The sequence below is a fragment of the Actinokineospora auranticolor genome, assembly GCF_002934265.1.
Taxonomy (GTDB): domain Bacteria; phylum Actinomycetota; class Actinomycetes; order Mycobacteriales; family Pseudonocardiaceae; genus Actinokineospora; species Actinokineospora auranticolor.
Map to the genome: position 1 here is coordinate 433,163 of NZ_PTIX01000004.1, position 21,245 is coordinate 454,407.

Genomic DNA, 21,245 nt, shown 5'->3' on the forward strand with positions numbered 1-21,245 from the left:
CTGGTGGGACGGCGATTTCGGGGGGCGGCGGTCGGGTTAGTAGTGTCGTCGAGTCTTAGGTCCCCGGTGTGTGAAGGAGTTGTGCGGTGCTGCGTAGGCGGCGGACCCAAAGCAGGCGTGACGCCGGGCGGCCGATCTCACCCCCGGAACCGCACCCCTCCGGTGCCCGTCCACCCGCGATCCCGCGGGAACTGGTGCCCCAGCACGTCGCCATCGTCATGGATGGCAACGGCCGGTGGGCCAACCAGCGCGGTCTGACCAGGGTCGAGGGCCACAAGCGCGGCGAGGCCCAGGTCGTCGAGGCGGCCCGCGGCTGCATCGAGATCGGCGTGAAGTGGCTGTCGCTGTACGCCTTCTCCACGGAGAACTGGCGGCGCAGCCCCGAGGAAGTCCGCTTCCTGATGAACTTCTCCCGCGACGTCATCCGCCACCGCACGGTCGAGCTGGACGAGCTGGGCGTGCGCATGCACTGGGCGGGCCGCCGCCCCAAGCTCTGGCGCAGCGTGATCAGCGAGCTGGAGGTGGCCGAGCAGATCACCAAGGACAACGACCTGCTGCACCTGGCCCTGTGCGTCAACTACGGCGGCCGCGCCGAGATCGGCGACGCCGCCCGCGAGATCGCCCGGCTGGCCGCCGCGGGCAAGATCAACCCGGAGAAGGTCGACGAGCGCACGCTGGCCCGGCACATGTACCACCCCGAGATGCCGGACGTGGACCTGTTCATCCGTCCGTCGGGGGAGCAGCGCACGTCCAACTTCCTGCTGTGGCAGTCGGCCTACGCCGAGCTGGTGTTCCAGGACCACCTGTGGCCCGACTTCGACCGGGTCCACCTGTGGGAGGCCATCGAGACCTACGCCCGCCGCGACCGCCGCTTCGGCAAGGCGGCGGACTCCGCGGACGTGGCCGCCCGCCTCAAGGACGAGGAGAACGACGAATGACCGTCGAGCACGCGCTGCTCACCAAGGCCCGCGAGGCCCTGGAGTCCTTCCACGACGTCGCGGTCGACACCGACGGCGCCCTGACCTTCCGCCACGCGGACGTCCCCTGCGCCGTGCAGGCGATGGAGTTGGTGGAGGGCCTCACCGTCCTCACCCTGACGTGCGTGGTCGCGTGGGACCTGCCCGAGGACCCGTCCCTGGCCGTCTCCGCCGCCGAGCGCGCGGGGCAGGGCCTGTTCGGCACGCTGGGCGTCGTCCACACCGAACGCGGGATGGACGTGACCCTCCGCTACACCTTCCCGGCCGACGGCCTCACCGCCGCCGCCCTGGGCACCCTGCTCATGCTCGTGGTCTCCACCGCGTCCCAACTCCGCACGGAACTCCTGGGCCAACCAACCGCCACCTAAGCCTCCTCGCACGACCTGCCTGCTGGGTGACTCCTTCGACCGCGTCACGATCGACCCCGACAACCATCCGCGCACCAGGCCGAACGGGCGTCCACCAGCGCCTCTGACCACGTCGTGTGGAAACTGTCCGACCCGCATCGACCCGGTCCACCCAAGCCGTTCCGCCACATCGTCCCGGCCAGCCCGGGGCTGGGCTGTGGCAATCGGCATTGGTCACCGCCTGCGCGGGCGAGATCCGCCGCGGCCGCTTGGCCGCTGGGCTCTCGCACCTGCTCTGGTGGGCCGGGACCCAAGCCGTTCCGTGGCATTGCCTCGGCCGCCCCGGGGCAGTGCTGTGGCAATCGGCATTGCTCGCCGCCTGCGCGGGCGAGATCCGCCGCGGCCGCTTGGCCGCTGGGCTCTCGCACCCGCTCTGGCGAGCCGGGACCCAAGCCGTTTCGCCGCATCGCCTCGGCCGGCCCGGGGCGGTGCTGTGGCAAGCGGCATTGGTCGCCGCCCGCCCGAGATCGCCGCTACCGCATCGGCCCCTGGGCTCCGCCTCCGCTCTGGCGGGCCGGTTGCCGTACTGCCGCTGCCGAGGGACTTGGTCTTGCGATTCGCGCACTCCGCGCGTCAGATCGAGCGGGCGGTCTCCCACCGGCTCCTCCGAACCCCCGTTGTGGATCTTGCTCGGCTCGCCGGGGAGCGGACTTGTCCACATAGGCCGGAGTTGTCCACCGGTTCGGCCTGACCACTCCCGTGCGCCCGCCCTCACTTCTACGCTTGAAATTAGGGGTTCCCCCAGGGAGGGGACCCCTCGCGGGCGTTGGAGCATGATCGAATTCGCGGTGCCGCGCCGCGTCTGTCGTGCTGCGGCGACCCGAAGAACGGGACGGGGGCGAGGTCGGTGTGGGCGGAGACGGTGGGGGCGGGTTCGCGCCACCTCTGTGCGATCCAGGTTGGCGGACCCTTGTCCGAGTGCCCCTTCGGGCAGTGTGGGCTTGATCGGATTGGGGACGCTCCGTCACGGCTGGCCGAAGGGGTGCTGGTCGGGTCGGACGTTCCCACGTGTGGGGCGAAGTCGCTGGCAAACATCGGTGAACAAAGTTCAAGGGGCGGGTCCCGCGCGGGTTGGCGGGCTGGCATCATTCGCGGCGTGAGGTATTGGAGCATGCGCGCACAGTCACCAGTTTCCCGGCCGAGGTCGGTGTGAGCGCGCCGCCGGAAGCGCCGGTCGAGGTCGCCGAGCCCGCCGCGGCGCGGAAGTGGCGGATCACCTCGCTGGAGGTGCTGTGCGCCCTCCTGGTCGTCGCGCTGCTCCTGCAGGGACGGTTGACGTCGTGGTTGGACGTGCCCCGGCTGCGGACCGCGTCGACGATCTTCGTCGCGGTGTGCGTGCAGGCGCTGCCGTTCCTCGTGCTCGGTGTGCTCATCAGCGGTGCCATCGCGGCGTTCGTGCCCGGCTCGGTGCTCAACCGGCTGCTGCCCAAGAAGCAGGCGATAGCCGTACCCGTCGCCGGGGTCGCCGGGGTGGCGCTGCCGACGTGCGAGTGCGCGGCCGTGCCGGTCGCGCGGCGGTTGATGCAGCAGGGCGTGCCGACCTCGGTGGCGCTGGCCTTCCTGCTGGCCGCGCCCGCGGTCAACCCCGTGGTGCTGGTCGCCACCAACGTCGCCTTCCCGAACAACCCGGAGATGGTGGTCGCCCGCCTCATCGGCTCGCTGGCCACCGCGATCGTCATGGGCTGGCTGTGGGCCAGGTTCGGCAAGGCGGAGTGGATCATCGAACGCGCCCTGCGCAGGCTGCCGGAACCCGCGGGCCGCACCCGCTGGCGGCTGTTCTTCGAGACCTCCCGCGCCGACCTCGTGGACGCGGGCGGCTTCCTCGTCATCGGCGCCCTGATCGCCGCCGCCCTCAACGTCGCCGTCCCCCGCGAATGGGTCGACACACTGGGGGAGCAGATCGTGCTCGGCGTCGTCGTGATGGCCGTCCTGGCGGTGCTGCTCGCCCTGTGCAGCGAGGCGGACGCGTTCGTAGCGGCGTCCATCGCGGGCATGCCGCTGCTGCCGAAGCTCGTGTTCCTGGTGGTCGGACCCGCGATCGACGTGAAGCTGTTCGCCCTGCAGGCAGGCACCTTCGGCCGCGCGTTCGCCGTCCGCTTCGCCCCGGCGACGTTCGTGGTGGCCGTGGTCTGCGCCGTCGTCCCCGGCGTGATCCTGCTCGGAGGTGCCGGATGAGGCGCGAGACCCAGAACATCCTGCTGATCCTCGCGGGCGGCGCCCTGCTGAAGATCAGCTTTACCGGCGCCTACCTGCTGTACGTGAAGCCCGCCCACCAGCCCTGGCTGATCGGGGGCGGCGCGGTCATGCTCCTGCTGGCCGCCGTCTCCATCGCCCGTGACGTGTTCAAGCGGCCCACCCCGGCCGCCGCCGCGTCCCAGCCGGACGAATCGTCACCCGACACCCACGACCACAGCCACGACGACGAACACGACGGCCACAACCACACGGCGCGCAGCGCCTGGCTCCTGCTCGTCCCGGTCCTGACGATCTTCCTCATCGCCCCACCGGCCCTCGGCGCCGACGCGGTCGCCAATGGCGACAACCGGGCCGCCGTCACCCGTTCCTCCGGCGCCGCCGACAAGATCCTGTTCTCCCCGCTGGCCCCGGGCGACCCGGTCGCGCTGACGATGAGCGACTTCGCCGCGCGCGCCGCCTGGGACTCCGGCAACTCGCTGGACGGCCGGGAGGTCCGGTTGACCGCGTTCATCGTCAACCAGGGCCCGACCACCTACCTGGCCCGGCTGTCCATCGCCTGCTGCGCCGCCGACGTCCTCCCCGTCCGCGTCCGGCTGGACACCCCGCCCGAGCAGGCGCTGGCGAACGACACCTGGGTCGAGGTGACCGGCCACGTCCAGCCCGGCTCGGCCACGGAGGCGACGGAGTACGTCCCCACCCTGATCCCGACCGGCTTCACGCCGATCACCCAACCCGAGAACCCGTACGAGTAGCGGGACCCACGCGCGGGGGCGGTCAGGTGCAGCGCTCGCAGGTCCCGAAGATCTCGACGGTGTGGCTAATCTGGGAAAAACCGTTTTCGGCGGCCACCCGATCGGCCCAGCGTTCGACCGCCGGACCCTCCACCTCCACGGTGTGCCCGCAGGTTCGGCACACCAGGTGGTGATGGTGGTGCCGGGAGCACCGGCGGTAGATCGCCTCGCCGGAATCGGTGCGCAGGACGTCGATCTCACCGGCGTCGGCGAGGGACTGGAGGGTGCGGTAGACCGTGGTCAGACCGATGCCCTCACCGCGTTTGCGCAGTTCCTCGTGCAGCTCCTGGGCGGAGCGGAACTCATCGAGTTGGTCGAGCAGTTGGGCGACGGCCGTCCGTTGGCGCGTGGAGCGCCTGCCGGGCACGGTCGCCGAGGTTCGCTCCGTCGTCACCGGTCGCCTTCCTCAACGTGTGCAACAGCGTCCACGACGATATGCGACAAATGCTCGTCCACAAGCCGGTAGACGACTTCCCGGCCGTGTCGCTCCCCATAGACCACACCCGCCGACTTGAGCACCCGCAGGTGCTGGCTGATCAACGGCTGCGCCACCCCCAGCGCCTCGACCAGCTCGTGCACGCACCGGTCGGCTTCCCGCAGCTCCAACACGATCGCGATCCGCACCGGCGCCGCCAGCGCCCGCAGCAGATCCCCCGCCGCCGTCAGCGTCATGGCGGGCCTGCGATGGGTGGCGGCCGCCACGACGGGCCGATCAGACGAGTGGTCGTGCTGCTCGGCGGCTGCCCGCAGCTCGTGCGACGCGGCTTCCGAGGTCACGATCGACGTCGTCCTCTCCTGTGCCCGACGACCGAAACCGACGGGGTGATGGTTACCGTATTCATCTTAGGCGCTTTCGCAGTTCAGGGTGGCCTCTCCGGCTGTGCACTTCGCACACAAGCCCCGCCAACCCGCCACCGGACACCACCACACCCGACCGGGACGATCACCCCCGAGAGGCACCCACGGCCTCGAGATCACCCCACCGCACCCCGCTCCCGACCACGTGACCAACCAGCCTCGATGCCCGCCTACAGCCCCGAGAGCACCGCCACCACCCACCACCAACCCCCGGCCCGATCTACTCCGACGCCACCCCGCTCGTCCGGTCAGCCGCCCTCAGCGCCGACCACAGCGCCAAGCCGACCACCGGCACCCGACCTCCCACATGACTCCACCGGGCGCCATCCGGCTTGGTCGACCGACCTGGCACCCCGCGCCACCGTGGTCGCCCCCCACCAACCCCCGAGCACGATCCCCCCGACGCCATCCCGCCCGTCCGGTCAGCCGCGTTCAACACCGACCACAGCGCCGAGCCAGCCACCGGCACCCGACCTCACGCACGACTCCACTGGGCGCCATCCGGCTTGGTCGACCGACCTGGCACCGCACCACCGTGATCGCCACCGCTACGAGCACCTCAACCCGATGCCCATCGGCACCGTCCCGCCCCGCTGGCCTCAACCCCACCCACAGCTCTGCGATCGCCAACGCCAACCCGCGCCCGCCCCAACAGACGACTCCGCCCAGCGCTGCCCCGTCCGGTCGCTCGACCGTCCTCGCCAGCAGCTCCACGCCGACCCGCACCCGCGACCCGACCCGCACGACCCGTAAACGCACCTTGTTCAGCCCGTGGTTGTCGCTCGCGGCGCCGAGATGACCGCCGCCACCGGGAGCACCCGACCCCGGGCACGGCTCCGCCAGGGCGCCGTCCCGCCCGCCTGGTCGGCCCGCGGCCACGCCGCTAGAGCACCGAGATCGCCACCGCCACGAGTACCGCGAGCACCAAGGCCCGGCCGAACCGCTGGCCCGGCGCCAGGACGCCCCAGGTCGCGGCGAGCAGCACGGCGACCCCGGCCGCGAGGACGCCGAGCAGCACGGCGCCGACCGGTCCGCGCACCAGCACCCCGGCCGCGAACAACCCGATGACCAGCGCGAACACCGCGACCGGTGGGACCCGCGCCAACGGTCCCCGCCCTGCCAGCAACGGTGTCCTCATCGAGCGCGTCCGCCGCACGGTGTCTCCCGGGTCTCTAGGTCGGTCGATGCCTGCCGCTGGTTCCACCGGCGGTCCGGTCCACCGGGTGAACTACGGTGCAGCATCTTCGCACCCACGACCAGGAAGGCACCCGCGCGTGCTGCTGATCGCCCGGTTCACCGCGACCGACCCCGAAGCCTTCACCGCCCGCGCCAAGCACGCCCTGGAACTGCTGCTGGCGCAGCCCGGCTGCCAGCGCGGCCTGCTGGCCCGCTCCACCGAGTCCGCCACGGCCTGGGTGCTGACCGTGGAGTTCACCTCCGTCTCCGCCTACCGCAAATCCCTGTCTCCCTTCGACGTCCGAACCCACGTCATCCCGCTGCTCGCCGAGGCCGACACCACCGAGCCCGCCGCCTACGAGGTCGTCCTCGAAGGCGAGCCGGGCGGCGAAGGAGCCCCGGGCAGGGTCCAGCAGCACGCCAGCCTCCTGGCCGCCGACGCCGACACCGTCCGCCTCGGCGAGGCCGCCGGTCCCACGACCGCCCGCTAGTCGCGTTCGCGCCACCACCCCTCCGGCGCCCGCCGAGCAGGCGAGCACCCGTCGAGGAACCGGGATCCCGTGGCCGGGGTGTCCCCCGAACGGACCAACGGCAGTCCGCGGACTACCCTTGACGGGCTCGACCCCTGAGTTCTCCCACCCCGAGTTTCATCGCATGGAGGGGCAGTGCCTGCCGACCGGATCGACACCGTCGTGAGCCTCTGCAAGCGCCGTGGTTTCGTCTACCCGTGCGGGGAGATCTACGGCGGCACCAGGTCGGCGTGGGACTACGGGCCGCTCGGCGTCGAGCTCAAGGACAACATCAAGCGGGCCTGGTGGAAGAGCATGGTCCAGGGCCGTGACGACGTCGTCGGGCTCGACTCGTCGGTGATCCTGCCGCGCCAGGTGTGGGCGGCGTCCGGCCACGTGAACGCCTTCCACGACCCCCTCGTCGAGTGCACCTCCTGCCACAAGCGGTTCCGCGCGGACCAGTTGGTCGAGGAGTACGCGGCCCGGACCGGCAAGGACATCGCCGAGGACGACCTCTCCGACGTCCCGTGCCCGAACTGCGGCACCCGCGGCCAGTACACCGAGCCGCGCGAGTTCAACATGATGCTCAAGACCCACCTCGGCCCGGTCGAGACCGAGGAGGGCATGCACTACCTGCGCCCCGAGACGGCCCAGGGCATCTTCATCAACTTCCTGAACGTGCAGACCACCTCCCGCCGCAAGCCGCCCTTCGGCATCGGGCAGATCGGCAAGTCCTTCCGCAACGAGATCACCCCGGGCAACTTCATCTTCCGCACCCGCGAGTTCGAGCAGATGGAGATGGAGTTCTTCGTCGAACCCGGCACCGACGACGAGTGGCACCAGTACTGGATCGACGAGCGCACGCGCTGGTACACCGACCTGGGTATCGCCAAGGACAACCTCCGTGTTTACGAGCACCCGCAGGAGAAGCTCTCGCACTACTCCAAGCGGACGGTGGACATCGAGTACCGCTTCCAGTTCGGCGGGCAGGAGTGGGGCGAGCTGGAGGGCATCGCCAACCGCACCGACTTCGACCTCACCACCCACTCCAACCACTCCGGAGTGGACCTGTCCTACTTCGACCAGGCGACCAACTCGCGGTACCGGCCGTTCGTCATCGAGCCCGCCGCCGGTGTCGGCCGCCCGATGATGGCGTTCCTGCTCGACGCCTACGTCGAGGACGAGGCGCCGAACGCCAAGGGCGGCGTCGACAAGCGGGTCGTGCTCCGACTCGACCGGAGGCTGGCCCCGGTCAAGGCCGCGGTGCTGCCGCTCTCGCGCAACGCCGACCTCTCGCCCAAAGCCCGCGACGTGGCCGCCACGCTGCGCAGGCACTGGAACGTCGACTTCGACGACGCGGGCGCCATCGGCCGCCGGTACCGCAGGCAGGATGAGATCGGCACCCCGTTCTGCGTCACCGTCGACTTCGACTCCCTCAACGACCACGCCGTCACTGTGCGCGAGCGCGACACCATGTCCCAGGAACGCGTGGCCATGGCCCAGCTCGAGTCCTACCTGGCGAGCAGGCTCATCGGCTGCTGAGGCGGTCCGGGCACGCGCGCCGTGGGTCGATGCCCCGCTCCACCGGCAGCTGCGCCCGTCCGAGGCGACTCACCGCGCGCACTGCCTGGGCAGCCCGCGCCAGACGGATCCGCGTGATCCCACGGGGATTCGACCCGTCCAGGCACGAGGCTCGGACGGCTGGCGGTGTTCGTCGCGTTCGGACTCGGGACGCCGACCGGGTGCGGTCGAGCGCTCGGCTGCTGGATCAGGACATGACTACCTCCGGCCTCGGTCGGGTGGTGGCGAGCCGGTAGGCGCCTTTCAGCTCGTCCACCACGGTGTGCGCGTCGCCGCGCAGCCGCGCCGGATCCGTGTGGATGGCCACGATCCCGGCCGCGGTCAGCCTGGCCGCGCGGTTGAGCGCGAGCAGACCGGTGCGCGGCGCCCAGGGCCGGTGGATGTCGGCGTCCCAGGCGAGGGCGACGTCGTCCCACCACGCGTCGACCACCGCGAGGTGCGCGTCGTCGGCCGTGCTCAGCCGAGCGGTCCAGGTGGGCTGCGGCAGCCCGGCCCGGTCCACCACCTCAGCCGCCCGGCCCGCGACCACCGTGCGCACGCCGCGGTCGATCTCGGCGAGCGCACGGCGCAGCAGGGTCGTCCCCCTGCTCCGGCCGCGAGCGAGTTCCTCATGCAGCTCGGCGATGGTGACCCCGCCCCGGTGCACGGCCTCCATCGCGAGCACCCGGACATCACCCGCGCCGGGTGTCCGCCTGCACGCGTCGACGGTCGCCCTGGCCAGTGGTGCGGTCGGGAACCCCTGTCGCCACAGCGGATCGGGCATCCGCGACGTGGTCTCCACCCGGACCGACCCGTCGTGCCGACTCGGGCGGCGGGCGGGCACCACCAGGTGGATGGCGCCGAACGAGGAGATCGGCACGCCGTTGAGCCACATCGCCTCCCGCCCGGTCACCACCGCATCGCCCTGCGTCAGGCGCATGGCCTCGCGCAGCCGCTGGACCCGGCTCGGGCCCGAGTCCGCGAGCACCACGACCTCGGCCGACGGCATGGGCCACGGACCTGGCGGGGCGCTCCCAGTGCTGATCAACGGTTCCGTCTCGATCGCGCCGAGCTGCTGATTCGTTCGCATGGACACGAGGTAACTCCGGTTGGGAAGCGCTGGAAAGCGATGCGGCTCGGCCTGTGGACAACTCGGAGGTATGTGGACAACTCGGAGAGGTCGGTTTCGCGTTCCGCGGCAACCCGCCGCGACCGTGAACGTCCCACCGATCGCGTACAGTCCCCGTCCCGAAGCACCGCGACACCCTTCTGGAAGGATGCGAGCGTGTCATCCCATCCCCGCCCGGTTCGCCGTTTCCTGCGCCGACTTCTCGTCGGTGTCGTGCTGATGGGCGTGCTCGTGGTGGGCGGCACGGCGTTCCGCGTCTGGCAGGTCGCCCGCGTCGACGACCGCGAACACGCCGACGCCGTAGTGGTTCTCGGCGCGGCCCAATACGCGGGCAAGCCGTCCAAGGTCCTCGAAGCCCGGTTACGCCAAGCCAAGACGCTCTTCGACCAAGGTGTAGCCCCTTACGTCGTGACCGGCGGTGGGCGGCGTGCGGGCGATAGGTACACCGAGGCCGAGGCTGGTCGTAAATGGCTCATCGCGCACGGGGTGCCTGCGGATCGCGTAATCGGCGTGGGCGAGGGCAACGACACGTTGGGCACACTCCAGGCCGTCGCCGCCGAGGTGCGCCACCGCGGTTGGGAGACCGCGGTGATCGTCAGCGACCCGTGGCACTCGCTACGCGCCCGCACGATGGCCAAGGACGCGGGCATCGACGCCTGGACCTCGCCGACCCACTCCGGTCCGATCGTGCAGACCCGCGAGACGCAGGCCAAGTACATCCTGCGCGAGACCGCCGCCCTGCTCTACTACCGGTCCACCAACGCCTCCGCCGACGGTATCGCGATTGACGAAGAAGTCGGCTGACCGACGTAGTCTCCCCTTGTGAATCCCGGTTACACCGACCACGACCGCGAGCGCCTCTACGTCGAACCTCCCAAGGGGGCGGTGCTACCGGGCACGTTCAGCGCGTCACGCAGCGCGTTCGACCGGGATCGCGCGCGGGTGCTGCATTCGGCGGCACTACGGCGCCTGGCGGGTAAGACCCAGGTCGTGGGGCCCAATGAGGGCACAGAGGTGCACGGCATCCCGCGAACGCGGTTGACCCACTCGCTGGAAGTAGCCCAAATCGGACGAGGTATTGCCGACGAACTCGGGTGCGACCCGGACATCGTCGACACCGCCGGGCTTGCCCACGACATCGGCCACCCGCCTTTCGGGCACAACGGCGAACGAGCTCTCGACGTCGTCGCCCAGCCGTGCGGCGGGTTTGAGGGCAACGCGCAGACGCTGCGCATCCTGACCCGCCTCGAACCCAAAGTCCTCGGTGACGACGGTTCGCCTCACGGTCTCAACCTGACCCGCGCGTCGCTGGATGCCGCCACGAAGTACCCGTGGCCCCGTCGTCCCGGCACGGTGAAGTTCGGCGTCTACGACGACGATTTGGCGGTCTTCACGTGGATCCGCGAAGAGGTCTCGGGTGACCAGCGCTGCGTCGAGGCGCAGGTGATGGACTGGTCCGACGACGTCGCCTACTCGGTGCACGACGTCGAGGACGGTGTGCGTTCGGGTCGGATCTCGTTATCCGCGCTGGCGGACACCTCGGAACGCGCGGTCGTCGCCCAGTTGGCGGCGAAGCACTTCTCCGTGGAATCGGCCTCGTCGTTGGGGGAAGCCGCGGTAGGGCTGCTGGAACTTCCCGTAGTGGGCGAGTTGGTCGCGCGCGAGTACGACGGCTCGTTGGCCGCGCAGGTAGCGCTCAAGCGGTTGACCAGTGAACTCGTCGGCCGATTCGCCGCCGCCGCGGTGACCGGGACGCGCGCCGAGTACGGCGACGGCCCGCTGGTCCGACACGCCGCGGGGCTCGTCGTGCCGCCGCGCGTCGCCGCCGAGGTCGCGTTGCTCAAGGCCATGGCGGTGCGCTACGTGATGAGCGACCCCGATCGGCTGGCGTTGCAGCAACGCCAGCGGCAGGTCGTCACCGAACTGGTCGCCGCCCTCCTCGACCGCGCGCCCGCTGCTCTCGAACCCGCTTTCCAACCCTCCTGGCTGGCGGCCGAGGACGACGCGCAACGGCTGCGAGTGGTCGTTGACCAGGTCGCTTCCCTCACGGACCAGCAGGCAATGCTCTGGCACAAGGCCTGTGGATAACTTTCTTCGCCGGGTTTGGTGAGCCGGCACACTCGAGGCACGGAAGAGGAATCGGACATCCGTCAGGAGCCACCGTGTCACATCTCGGTTTCACCCTCGACCTGCACCGGGCCGTCGCGTCGGACCCGGCCCAGCAGGTTTGCTGGTCCCCGTTCTCGGTGGCCAGCGCCCTGACCCTGCTCGCCCGCGGGGCCAAGGGAGCCAGTCTCGACGAACTCGCCGTCCTGCTCGGCGAACTCGGTGAGACCGGTGCCGAGTTGGGCGCGGCGGGCTCGCTGGAGCAGCCCCGGCCGGACGAGGAGCAGCCGGTCATCGCGGTGGCGAACACCCTGTGGGCGGACGCCTCCGTACCCATCGAATCCGGTTTCGCCGAGGAGTTGGCGAGCTGGTCCGGCGGCGTGGTGCGCAACGCGCCGTTCCGGGCCGAGCCGGAGAAGGCGCGTCGGGAGATCAACGCCGACGTGGCGGAGACGACGCGGGGGCTGATCCCCGAACTGGTGCCGTTCGGGACCTTCACCGCGGACACGGTGTCCTCTTTGGTCAACGCGCTGTACCTGAAGTGTGCCTGGCACAACAGGTTCACGCCGACCACGCCTTTGCCGTTCGCCACCGCGGGGCGAACGGCGGAGGTGCCCGCGATGTCGCTCAACGAGCGCATCGGGTACGCCCACCGGGACGGGTGGCAGGTCGTCGGCCTGCCCGCGGTCGGGGGAGTGGAAGCGGTGATCCTGCTTCCCGACGAGGAGCTGGCGGAGTCGGAGGCGGCCTTGACGGCGGGTTCGCTCTCCGATCTCCTGTCGGCTCCCGAACCCCGGCAGGTCCAGTTGGCCCTTCCGAAGTTGGAGATCACCACGCGCGCCGACCTCACGGCACCGTTGCGAGAAGTCGGCGTGCGAACGGTGTTCACCGACTCCGCCGACCTCACGGGCATCAGCTCCGAACGGCTGGCCGTGCAGCGCGTGCTGCACGAGTCGGTGCTGAAGGTCGATGAGGACGGGTTCGAGGGCGCCGCGGCCACGGCGGTCGTCATGCGAATGGTGTCGCTGGTCCAGACGGAGGTCGAGGTCGAGGTCAACCGCCCGTTCCTGGTGGTGGTCCGGCACAAGGGGACGGGGGTGATCTATTTCCTCGCGCGCGTTACCGACCCGTCCTGACCGCCGCCAGGCAGGGAGGCCCCGGCTGCCAGGGTGCCCTGGCGGCTGAGACGGTGCCCTGAGGGCATCCGGTTCTTCCAGGCAGTGCCCTGTGGGTCGTTGCCGGGTGCTGATCGGCGGTGAGGTGACCGATCGTGTGTGAGCGGTGAGCGAGTCGACCATGGGTACCGCGGCTCGACGCGCCATGTTCGAGTGGCTGGAGGCGATGACGCGGTCGTCGTCGTGCGAGTCCGGACTCGCACGACGGAGGACTGCTGGCCTTCGGCACATGGCGCATACCGCGCAACACGGTCGGGACTGCTCGGGTGGCCGAACGCCACGCCACGTGTGCCACCTGGTGCCGGGCTGAACTCGTCATCATCCTGCTGGTTGTGATGTCGAGTTATAGGGCGCTGTCTGAGTGCGGGGTGGTGTCCGTGGCGTGGTCCGCTCCGCTGGCGTGTGGCGAAGGCTGCTGTGGCGGGTCTCTCGGCACGGACCCGTGGCTGGCTTGTCACACCTGGCGGGGGTGTGTCGTCCTCGTGGTGAACGGCTGGATCGGGGCCGCGCACACGGGGAGGGCACATGCCAAGGATCACCGGGGTCAGTGCGGGTCAGGCGGGACCGGTGCTGCGGGTCTTGTTCTGGTTCGCCAAGAAGCGGTTCGGCGCCGTGCCGGAACCGTTCGCTGTCACGGCCCATCACCGCGGGTTGCTGCTGGCGTCCGTGAGGCACGAGCTGAGCGTGCAGCGGGCGTCGAAGGCGCTGCCCGCGAACGTCCGGGAACTCGCGGTGTACCGGGTGGCGCAGACGGTCGGCTGCTCGTGGTGCGTCGACTTCGGCACCATGCTGCAACGCCTGGAGGGCCTGGACATCGAGCGCCTCAAGCACATTGAGGAGTACGCCACCGCGGAGGCGTACTCCTACAAGGAACGCCTCGCGATCGCCTACGCCGACGCGATGACGGCGAACCCCATGACGGTCACCGACGAGCAGGTGACCGAGTTGACCACGGCATTCGGCAAGAAGGGAGTGATCGAGCTGACCTACCACATAGCGCTGGAAAACCAGCGCGCGCGGATGAACCACGCACTGGGCATCACCGACCAGGGCTTCACCTCGGGCGCCGCCTGCCGGGTGCCCACCTCCGGCGCCTAGGCCCCGGTCGGCAGCGGCAGGGGTCGGCGCGCGGTCGGCGCTTCACCGGGGCGCGCCGGTCGCGGCTGGCGAAGTCGTGGAAGACGCGGGTTACGGGGCTGGACGCCACGTCCCGGGCTTGGCGTGCTGAGCGTTGTGGCGTCGGTGGTTGCCGCGCGCATGGCGGCGGTCGCCGGATGGGTGCTGCCCACGGGCGCACGAAGACTGTGGCCGTGTGCGCCACCGCGATCCGTGCGGTCACGACGGCTCGGTGGTCTCGGCAGGTGTAGGGCGCCGAGGAGTGCGCGGAGTCCGTGCACGGCGCCGTGGAGGTCGTGGTGCGGACACTGGTGACCGAATCCACCGGGCCGACGGCGCGGTGGGTGCGCTGCGGCATGCTCGCCGTGGGCCGTGGGCCGTGGGCCGTGGGCCGTGGGCCGTGGGCCGTGGGCCGTGGGCCGTGGGCCGTGGGCCGTGGGCCGTGGGCCGTGGGCCGTGGGCCGTGGGCCGTGGGCCGTGGGCCGTGTCTTGCGTGGGCGCGGCATGCGCGTGGCGTGGAGCTTGGCGGCGAGTCGGCGACTCGGTTGTGTCCAGTGTGGACATTGGCGATCGGTGTAGGGGTTGATGGGTGGTGGGGTTGGATCAGGGAGTGGGGAGGTTGAGGCCGGTCAGTTTGTCCGGGTTGGCGATGTCGTAGATGGCGTAGATCAGGCCGTCGCGGATGGCGAAGGTGGCCACTCGGGCGTCGCGGCCGTGGTGGGCTTCGCCTGCGGGGAGCGGGGGTAGGTACGCGCCCAGGTCGCCGTTGACCAGGATGGGTGCGCCGTTGAAGACGAGTTCGTCGTAGCGGCGGCGTAGGCCCAGGTAGAAGCGGGCGATGTTGTCCGGGCCGAGGACGGAGCGGCGGGCGGCGCGGGCCTTGCCGCCGCTGTCGGCGATCAGGGCGGCGTCCGGGTGCAGCAGGGCCACCACCCGGGACAGGTCGCCCGCGGCGATGGCGGCCACGAAGCGCTCCAGGACCTCGCGCTGTTCTTCGAGGGCGATGCGTGGGGGTGGGTCGGCTTGGGCCACGGCTCGGCGGGCGCGGGAGGCGTGTTGACGGGCTGTGGCGTCGGTGCAACCCAGCGTCGCGGCGATTTCGGCGAACGGGAGGTCGAAGGCGTCGTGCAGGACCAGGGCGACGCGTTGTTCCGGGGTCAGGCGGTCCAGGACCACGAGGGCCGCCATCCGGACGCCGTCGTCGCGGACGGCGATGTCCAGGGGGTCCTCGCTCGGTGCCGTGCCGAACGGGGTGACCACCGGTTCGGGGAGCCACGGGCCGACGTAGCGCTCGCGGCGGGCGGTGGCGGAGCGGAGGCGGTCCAGGCACAGGCGGCCGACGACGGTGGTCAGCCAGGCCCGCAGTTCGCGGATCCCCTCGCGGGCTTGTTCGTCCACAGCGGACAGTCGCAGCCAGGCTTCCTGCACCGCGTCCTCGGCGTCGGAGCGGCTGCCGGTCAGCCGGTAGGCGACACCGACCAGGTGGTCTCGGTGCTCGGAGAACCGCTCGGCCAGCGCGGTGTCGGTGACGCTCACCCCGTCATCGTAATGACGCCGCGGCCGCCGCGGGCCGGTCGTCGGGGGTGACGTCGGCGATGCCCGGTCGGGGGCGCCGCATACACTCGACGACTGTGGCTGGACGTATCCGGGAGAGTGACATAGCGCAGGTCCGCGAGCGCAGCCGGATCGACGAGGTCGTGGGCGAGTACGTCCAACTCCGGCGCGCGGGTGGTGGCGCGCTCAAGGGGCTGTGCCCGTTCCACGACGAGAAGACGCCCTCGTTCAACGTCCGCTCCACGCACGGCACGTTCCACTGCTTCGGGTGCGGTGAGGGCGGCGACGTCATCGCCTTCGTGATGAAGCTCGACCACCTGTCCTTCGTCGAGGCCGTGGAGCGGCTCGCCGAGCGGGTCGGGTTGCAGCTGACCTACGAGGGCGGCGGCACGAGCGTGCAGCGCGACCGGGGCACGCGGTCCCGCCTGGTCGACGCGCACAAGGCGGCGGCCGAGTTCTACGCCGAGCAGCTGCGCACCCCCGACGCGGTGAAGGCGCGGGAGTTCCTGGCCGAGCGCGGGTTCGACGAGGCCGTGGCGACCGCTTTCGGCTGCGGGTTCGCGCCCGGTGGCTGGGACAAGCTGACCAAGCACCTGCTCGGGCGTGGCTTCGAGGTGGCCGAGCTGATCAAGGGCGGGTTGGCCAAGGAGGGCAGGCAGGGGCCGATCGACCGGTTCCACCGCAGGCTGCTGTGGCCGATCAAGGACATCGGCGGCGACGTGGTCGGGTTCGGGGCCCGGCGGTTGTTCGACGACGACCAGATCCAGGCCAAGTACCTCAACACCAGCGAGAGCCCGATCTACAAGAAGTCCCAGGTGCTCTTCGGGCTCGACGTGGCCAAGCGGGAGATCGCCAAGCGGCACCAGGTCGTGGTCGTCGAGGGCTACACCGACGTCATGGCGATGCACGTCGCCGGTGTGCCGACGGCCGTCGCCTCGTGCGGGACGGCGTTCGGCGGTGAGCACATCAAGGTGCTGCGCCGGTTCCTAATGGACGACGACACTTTCCGCGGCGAGGTGATCTTCACCTTTGACGGCGATGAGGCGGGCCAGAAGGCGGCTAGAAAGGCCTTCGACGACGGCGAACAGGAGTTCGCCGCGCAGACCTTCATCGCCATCGCCCCTGATGGCATGGATCCGTGTGACTTGCGCCAAGCGAGGGGTGACGTCGCCGTGAGGGACCTTGTCGCGCGCAGACATCCCCTGTTTGCCTTCGCCATCCGCGCTGAGTTGGCCTCCTACGACCTCGACACTGCCGAGGGTCGGCTTGAGGCTCTGCGTCGCACTGCACCGCTGGTTGCCCAGATCAAGGACCATTCACTGCGCGACGAGTACGCCCGCCAGCTTTCGGGCTGGGTTGGCTGGGACGATGCACTAGTCGTGGTGCGCCGAGTGCGGGAGTTGGCAGGTGTCGGGGTTTCCACTAGCAAGCGGCGAGTACGCTCCACCGACCCTGACCAGGCTGCACTCGGTGTAGAAGTAGAGGGACCGCCTCGTCCCAATCCGGAAAACAAGTCGCTGGAGGCCCAGCGCGGTGTGCTCAAGATCGCGCTGCAGGAGCCAGCGCTTGCTGGCCCGGTCTACGACTCGATGCCTGTGGATGCCTTCACTGATCCTGCCTACGCAGCCCTGCACACAGCCGTGCTAACGGCCGGAGGCACCGCGTTAGGGCTGGCCGGCGCAGAGTGGCTAGCAGCAGTCGTCAAGCACTGCGCCTCACCTGTAGTACGCAGGCTCGCTCACGAGCTGGCCGTTGAACCGATTCCGTTGCCGGTGCGCAACCCGTCGATCGAACGATTCGCCTCGGGCGTGTTGGCTGGCCTTCAACTCGAGTTGGTCGCCAGGCAGATTGCCGAGATCAAGTCCCGGCTTCAGCGACTCTCGCCAGTCGAGCACCCCGACGAGGCGCGGGCTCTGTGGGGGGATCTGGTAGCAATGGAAGAGTGGCGCAAGGCGCTGAAGAGCAAGCAGGAATACGGGGGCATAGGTTGACCCCCGCGTCCCGGCGCGTCCCTCGACACGGTGACCCCTGCTCAGGTGGACTTCGGGGGCGGGCATGACCACGTTCCTGTCCCGGCTGTTCGGCGGCCTGCCCAGGGGTTTCGCGGGCGTGCTCGACCGCGCCGAGGGGGTCGCGGCCTGGGCCGAGGTGCGCGGTGGCGGCTACCTGGTCGCGACCTCCTTGGGACTGTGGATCCCCGACGGCGACGGCGCCCGCCGCGTCGGCTGGCACCTGGTGTCGAAGGCGACCTGGGGCGACGGGGTGTTCGTCGTGATCGAGGCCGACGAGATCGACCGGACGGGTGAGGCCGTGGTGCTCGCCGACCGCGCGCCGCGGCGCTTCGTGCTGGCGCAGCCCGGGAAGCTGCCGCTCGCCGTCCACCGGCGGGTGACCAGCTCGATCCGCTCCCGCCACCACCGCGACCTGCCCGGTGGCGGCGCCTGGTTCGTCCAGCGCAAGGTCCCCGGTCGCGACGGCACCGTGTTGCAGGTGCGCCCCGACCCGGGTACCGACGTGGAGTTGGCGCGGTCCATCGCCGAGGACGTGGCAGCGAAGATCAACCAGGGACTCGCGGACGGCTGATGGACGCGTTAAGGTAAACAGTACGTACGTACGGTTTGCTTGGAGGCGTCGATGTGGGACCCCGCGAAGTACCTGAGCTTCAGCGACCACCGGGCCAGGCCGTTCTTCGACCTGCTCGGCCGGGTGCGCGCCGAGAGCCCGCGCGCCGTGGTCGACCTGGGCTGCGGCCCGGGCAACCTGACCATCACCATGTCGCAGCGCTGGCCCAACACCCGGCTCACGGCGATCGACACCTCGGCGGAGATGGTCGCCGCCGCCCGGACGCGCGGCGTCGCCGCCGAGGTCGCCGACCTGCGCGAGTGGGTGCCCGACGAGGACGTCGAGGTGGTGATCAGCAACGCGGCCCTGCAGTGGGTGCCCGGGCACCCCGAGCTGCTGAGCCGGTGGGCGCGGGCGCTGCCGTCCGGCGCCTGGCTCGGCGTGCAGGTGCCGGGCAACTTCAACGCCCCCTCCCACGCCCTGCTGCGTGAGCTGGTGGCCGAGCCCGAGTGGTTCGACCGGCTGGAGCCGGTGCGGCTGCGCGAGGAGGACGCGACGCTCCCGCCGGAGGGCTACGCCGAACTGCTCACCGAAGCGGGCTGCGAGGTCGACGCCTGGGAGACCACCTACCTGCAGCGCCTCGACGGTCCGGACGCGGTGCTCGAGTGGATCACCGGCACGGCCCTGCGCCCGATCCGCGCGACCCTGGCCGACGACGACTGGCAGGAGTTCCGCACGGCCCTGGCGCCGCGGCTGGCCGAGGCGTACCCGCGGCGGCCGGACGGCACGACCTGGTTCCCGTTCCGCCGGGTCTTCTTCGTCGCCCGGATCCGCTGACGTGCGCGTCGGAATCCTGGCCCGCTACCCCGTGAAGTCGCTGCGGGGCGAATCGGTCGAGGTGCTGGAGGTCGACGGCCGGGGCGCGGTGGACGACCGCCGGTGGGCCCTCCGCGCGGCGAACGGGAAGCTCGGGTCCGGGAAGAGCACCAACCGGTTCACCCGCTTACCGCGCCTGCTGGACATGTGGTCCAAACGCGTCTGGGGCGTGCACACCGTCGTCGGGTTACCCGACGGCCGCGAGTACGCCACGGTCGACGAGAAGGTGCACGAGGCCGTGTCCGAGGTGGTCGGGCAGCCGGTGACCGTCGTCGAGGAAGGCGAGGTCCCGCACCTCGACGCGGGACCCGTCCACCTGGTCACCACCGCCTCGCTGCGGTGGCTGGGCGCGGAATGGGAGCGCGCCCGGCCCAACATCGTGATCGATGTCGACGGCGAGGACCGGGTCGAGGACGAGTGGATCGGCAGGCGGCTGACCGTCGGCACCGCCGAACTGGAGATCACCCGTCCGGTGATCCGGTGCGTGATGCTCGACCACGCCCAAGGCGAGTTGCCCGCCGTCGACCTGTTGCGGAACCTCGCCCCGCAGGACATGACCTTCGGCGTGTACGCCACCGTCCGCCGACCGGGTGTCATGGGAACGGGGGACGTGGTGCGGTTCGGGTGACGCGGGTGCTAGCCCTTGCCGCCGATCTTGGCCCGGGCGATGCCCGCGGCGCCCTGGACCGCCGGGTGGTCGACGATCCGCCGGTACGTGCGCAGGATCTGCTCGTACCGCCCGCGCCCCGCCTTCGCCCCGAGCACGTACCCCACCCCGGCACCCACCAGGAATCCGAACACCGGCACCTCCACCCTCGTCGACCCGCGCCGTCGCACCATCCTGCCGCACGCGGGCGATCACCGCTCCGGGCAGCTACGGGGTACCCCGCAAAACCGAGTGGCGGGTATGCGCTAGAGTTACCTCCGTCGGGTTGAACCCCCGGCGGAGGTGCCCTTCCTCCATAGCTCAATTGGCAGAGCATTCGACTGTTAATCGAAGGGTTGCTGGTTCGAGTCCAGCTGGAGGAGCCGAGAAGAACCCCAGGTCGTTGACCTGGGGTTCTTCTCGTTGTGGCGCACGCGGTTACCGCTATGACGGCCCGTAACTCCTGGCGTTCACCCGATCTAGCGACTTCTCGACCAGAGTTGATCAAGTCGCGCCATCCTCGCTCCCCGGACGCACACCCTGGGTAAGATCCTCCGGGTTGGGGGCGGTAGCTCAGCCGGTTAGAGCAGAGGACTCATAATCCTTGGGCCGTGGGTTCGAGTCCCACCCGCCCCACGGACTTGGGCTACCCATGTCCACGGACTGCGTGGACATGGCGTCCGTCATCGATTCTGGGGGCCGAGCCCCCAGACCTCCACGGTGCGAGCTTCTCCCGACCCAGCGTGGGGGAGTGGCGGGGGACCAGCGTGGGGAAGTGGCGGGGGGAACCGGCGCGGGATGGGTGTGCGTTCGCCGGAACCGGGTGGCGAGACTGTCGGGCCGGTGACGGGGTTTGCGGGGTCGGGCGGCGGGTTCGCCGGGCCGGTTGATGTGGGTGCGGGGCTAGTTGGGGTTGTGTGTGGGTGTGGGCGGCGTGAGTGGGCCGTTGCCGGGGGTGGTGTGGTGGTGGGGAGTTTGCGGCTGGGGTGTCTGTTGTGGACGGTTATTACCTGGCACGGTCGTAGGTGGTGGCGATTTCGCCGTGGGGGCCACGGGATAGGTGGATGAGGGTCCACTTGGTACTCGGGAGGTTTGTGGTGAAGAGGGGGGTGCCGCCGCCTGCGATCTCCGGGGTGGTGATCAGGTGCAGGCGGTCGATGAGGTCGGCGGCCAGTAGGGGCTTGAGGACGGTTGGGCTGACGTTGACGAGGATGTCGCCTTCGCCGGTTGTTTTGAGGTCGGTGATGACGTCGGTGGCGGGGGCGTTGACGACGCGGGTGTTGTTCCAGGGGGCCGTGGTCAGGGTTGTGGAGAGGACTAGCTTTTCCACGTCCACCAGCCACTTCGCGTAGGCGCGGTCGCGGGGGTCGGCGGTTTCGTCCGTGGCGACCGACGGCCAGAAGCCCAGGAAGCCCTCCGCGCAGTTGCGGCCCAGGACGGCGGTTGTGGCGCCGTTCCAGATGCGGGTCAAGTGGTCGCGGGCCACGTCGGTGACCGCGTACGGGACGATCGCGCCCAGGTCGCCTGGGCCTGCGGGGCCGTTGTAGCGGCCGTCGAGGGTGATGTTGATGTTGGCGGTCACCTTGCGGGGCATGGCGGTGGTTCCT

General features: G+C 70.4%; 21 protein-coding genes and 2 tRNA genes. 16 read left to right on the top strand and 7 right to left on the bottom strand.

Annotation, left to right across the window (positions count from 1 at the left end; translation table 11 throughout):
• The first annotated feature begins 86 nt into the window (after nt 1–86).
• From CLV40_RS10490 to CLV40_RS10505, 4 genes are all read left to right on the top strand, one after another.
• Nucleotides 87–938 (top strand): isoprenyl transferase, encoded by an 852-nt coding sequence (locus CLV40_RS10490; protein ID WP_104478649.1) that lies wholly within the window; start codon nt 87–89, stop codon nt 936–938.
• Nucleotides 935–1,345 carry a hypothetical protein gene (locus CLV40_RS10495; RefSeq protein WP_104478650.1) on the top strand — a complete coding sequence of 137 codons (411 nt, stop codon included), beginning with the start codon at nt 935–937 and terminating at the stop codon, nt 1,343–1,345. The genes CLV40_RS10490 and CLV40_RS10495 overlap by 4 nt, the downstream gene beginning before the upstream one ends.
• Before the next feature lie 1,188 nt (nt 1,346–2,533).
• Entirely contained in the window at nt 2,534–3,559 is a 1,026-nt protein-coding gene (locus CLV40_RS10500; RefSeq protein ID WP_104478651.1) for a permease, read from the top strand.
• A complete protein-coding gene (locus CLV40_RS10505; protein WP_104478652.1) occupies nt 3,556–4,332 on the top strand; it encodes a TIGR03943 family putative permease subunit in 777 nt (258 codons plus the stop codon). The genes CLV40_RS10500 and CLV40_RS10505 overlap by 4 nt, the downstream gene beginning before the upstream one ends.
• 22 nt (nt 4,333–4,354) lie before the next feature.
• On the opposite strand, the gene CLV40_RS10510 is transcribed toward CLV40_RS10505, so the two are convergent.
• From CLV40_RS10510 to CLV40_RS10520, 3 genes are all read right to left on the bottom strand, one after another.
• A complete protein-coding gene (locus CLV40_RS10510) occupies nt 4,355–4,765 on the bottom strand; it encodes a Fur family transcriptional regulator (RefSeq protein ID WP_104478653.1) in 411 nt (136 codons plus the stop codon).
• The gene (locus CLV40_RS10515; RefSeq protein ID WP_374066463.1) at nt 4,762–5,121 is read right to left on the bottom strand and encodes an ArsR/SmtB family transcription factor; all 360 of its coding nucleotides are present in this window, start codon (nt 5,119–5,121) and stop codon (nt 4,762–4,764) included. The genes CLV40_RS10510 and CLV40_RS10515 overlap by 4 nt, the downstream gene beginning before the upstream one ends.
• Nucleotides 5,122–6,112: 991 nt before the next feature.
• A complete protein-coding gene (locus tag CLV40_RS10520; protein WP_104478655.1) occupies nt 6,113–6,367 on the bottom strand; it encodes a hypothetical protein in 255 nt (84 codons plus the stop codon).
• A 136-nt stretch (nt 6,368–6,503) separates the two neighbouring features.
• On the opposite strand from CLV40_RS10520, the gene CLV40_RS10525 reads away from it, so the two are divergent.
• Both CLV40_RS10525 and CLV40_RS10530 read left to right on the top strand, forming a co-directional pair.
• Nucleotides 6,504–6,896, top strand: a complete 393-nt coding sequence (locus tag CLV40_RS10525; protein WP_104478656.1) for an antibiotic biosynthesis monooxygenase — start codon at nt 6,504–6,506, stop codon at nt 6,894–6,896.
• Nucleotides 6,897–7,070: 174 nt separating this feature from the next.
• The gene (locus CLV40_RS10530) at nt 7,071–8,456 is read left to right on the top strand and encodes a glycine--tRNA ligase (protein WP_104478657.1); all 1,386 of its coding nucleotides are present in this window, start codon (nt 7,071–7,073) and stop codon (nt 8,454–8,456) included.
• 226 nt (nt 8,457–8,682) lie between these two features.
• On the opposite strand, the gene CLV40_RS10535 is transcribed toward CLV40_RS10530, so the two are convergent.
• Nucleotides 8,683–9,483, bottom strand: coding sequence for a hypothetical protein (locus CLV40_RS10535; RefSeq protein WP_104478658.1), 801 nt, complete (start codon nt 9,481–9,483; stop codon nt 8,683–8,685).
• 339 nt (nt 9,484–9,822) lie between these two features.
• Between CLV40_RS10535 and CLV40_RS10540 the strand changes: the two genes are divergently transcribed.
• From CLV40_RS10540 to CLV40_RS10555, 4 genes are all read left to right on the top strand, one after another.
• The gene (locus CLV40_RS10540) at nt 9,823–10,407 is read left to right on the top strand and encodes a YdcF family protein (RefSeq protein ID WP_104478773.1); all 585 of its coding nucleotides are present in this window, start codon (nt 9,823–9,825) and stop codon (nt 10,405–10,407) included.
• Between the two features lie 18 nt (nt 10,408–10,425).
• A complete protein-coding gene (locus tag CLV40_RS10545) occupies nt 10,426–11,691 on the top strand; it encodes a deoxyguanosinetriphosphate triphosphohydrolase (RefSeq protein WP_104478659.1) in 1,266 nt (421 codons plus the stop codon).
• Nucleotides 11,692–11,765: 74 nt separating this feature from the next.
• Complete coding sequence (locus CLV40_RS10550; protein WP_245931200.1) at nt 11,766–12,845, top strand: serpin family protein; 1,080 nt, start codon at nt 11,766–11,768, stop codon at nt 12,843–12,845.
• Between the two features lie 564 nt (nt 12,846–13,409).
• Entirely contained in the window at nt 13,410–13,982 is a 573-nt protein-coding gene (locus tag CLV40_RS10555; protein ID WP_104478661.1) for a carboxymuconolactone decarboxylase family protein, read from the top strand.
• 621 nt (nt 13,983–14,603) lie between these two features.
• Here the strand turns inward: CLV40_RS10555 and CLV40_RS10565 are convergent.
• Nucleotides 14,604–15,536 carry a sigma-70 family RNA polymerase sigma factor gene (locus tag CLV40_RS10565; protein ID WP_104478663.1) on the bottom strand — a complete coding sequence of 311 codons (933 nt, stop codon included), beginning with the start codon at nt 15,534–15,536 and terminating at the stop codon, nt 14,604–14,606.
• 95 nt (nt 15,537–15,631) lie between these two features.
• Here CLV40_RS10565 and dnaG point away from each other — a divergent pair, with 95 nt between their 5' ends.
• The 4 genes from dnaG (at nt 15,632) to CLV40_RS10585 (ending at nt 19,620) form a co-directional block, all read left to right on the top strand.
• Nucleotides 15,632–17,545, top strand: a complete 1,914-nt coding sequence (gene dnaG / locus CLV40_RS10570) for a DNA primase (protein ID WP_104478774.1) — start codon at nt 15,632–15,634, stop codon at nt 17,543–17,545.
• A 64-nt stretch (nt 17,546–17,609) separates the two neighbouring features.
• The gene (locus tag CLV40_RS10575) at nt 17,610–18,137 is read left to right on the top strand and encodes a hypothetical protein (protein WP_104478664.1); all 528 of its coding nucleotides are present in this window, start codon (nt 17,610–17,612) and stop codon (nt 18,135–18,137) included.
• 51 nt (nt 18,138–18,188) lie between these two features.
• Nucleotides 18,189–18,953: a trans-aconitate 2-methyltransferase gene (locus tag CLV40_RS10580; protein WP_104478665.1), complete on the top strand. Its 765-nt coding sequence runs from the start codon at nt 18,189–18,191 to the stop codon at nt 18,951–18,953.
• A 1-nt stretch (nt 18,954) separates the two neighbouring features.
• Complete coding sequence (locus CLV40_RS10585) at nt 18,955–19,620, top strand: MOSC domain-containing protein (protein WP_104478666.1); 666 nt, start codon at nt 18,955–18,957, stop codon at nt 19,618–19,620.
• Between the two features lie 8 nt (nt 19,621–19,628).
• Here CLV40_RS10585 and CLV40_RS37870 read toward each other — a convergent pair whose 3' ends face one another.
• Nucleotides 19,629–19,793: a hypothetical protein gene (locus CLV40_RS37870; protein ID WP_181043421.1), complete on the bottom strand. Its 165-nt coding sequence runs from the start codon at nt 19,791–19,793 to the stop codon at nt 19,629–19,631.
• A gap of 155 nt (nt 19,794–19,948) precedes the next feature.
• On the opposite strand from CLV40_RS37870, the gene CLV40_RS10590 reads away from it, so the two are divergent.
• Nucleotides 19,949–20,021, top strand: a tRNA-Asn gene (locus CLV40_RS10590).
• Between the two features lie 179 nt (nt 20,022–20,200).
• Nucleotides 20,201–20,274 (top strand) — tRNA-Ile (locus CLV40_RS10595).
• Nucleotides 20,275–20,644: 370 nt separating this feature from the next.
• Here the strand turns inward: CLV40_RS10595 and CLV40_RS10600 are convergent.
• Nucleotides 20,645–21,232, bottom strand: coding sequence for a dihydrofolate reductase family protein (locus CLV40_RS10600; RefSeq protein WP_104478667.1), 588 nt, complete (start codon nt 21,230–21,232; stop codon nt 20,645–20,647).
• Nucleotides 21,233–21,245: the final 13 nt, after the last annotated feature.

Coding starts and splice junctions, on each gene's coding strand:
- CLV40_RS10495 (WP_104478650.1), top strand. CDS start 935: ATGACCGTCGAGCACGCGCTGCTCACCAAGGCCCGCGAGGCCCTGGAG.
- CLV40_RS10505 (WP_104478652.1), top strand. CDS start 3,556: ATGAGGCGCGAGACCCAGAACATCCTGCTGATCCTCGCGGGCGGCGCC.
- CLV40_RS10520 (WP_104478655.1), bottom strand. CDS start 6,367: ATGAGGACACCGTTGCTGGCAGGGCGGGGACCGTTGGCGCGGGTCCCA.
- CLV40_RS10535 (WP_104478658.1), bottom strand. CDS start 9,483: ATGCCGTCGGCCGAGGTCGTGGTGCTCGCGGACTCGGGCCCGAGCCGG.
- CLV40_RS10540 (WP_104478773.1), top strand. CDS start 9,823: ATGGGCGTGCTCGTGGTGGGCGGCACGGCGTTCCGCGTCTGGCAGGTC.
- CLV40_RS10555 (WP_104478661.1), top strand. CDS start 13,410: ATGCCAAGGATCACCGGGGTCAGTGCGGGTCAGGCGGGACCGGTGCTG.
- CLV40_RS10575 (WP_104478664.1), top strand. CDS start 17,610: ATGACCACGTTCCTGTCCCGGCTGTTCGGCGGCCTGCCCAGGGGTTTC.
- CLV40_RS10580 (WP_104478665.1), top strand. CDS start 18,189: ATGTGGGACCCCGCGAAGTACCTGAGCTTCAGCGACCACCGGGCCAGG.
- CLV40_RS10600 (WP_104478667.1), bottom strand. CDS start 21,232: ATGCCCCGCAAGGTGACCGCCAACATCAACATCACCCTCGACGGCCGC.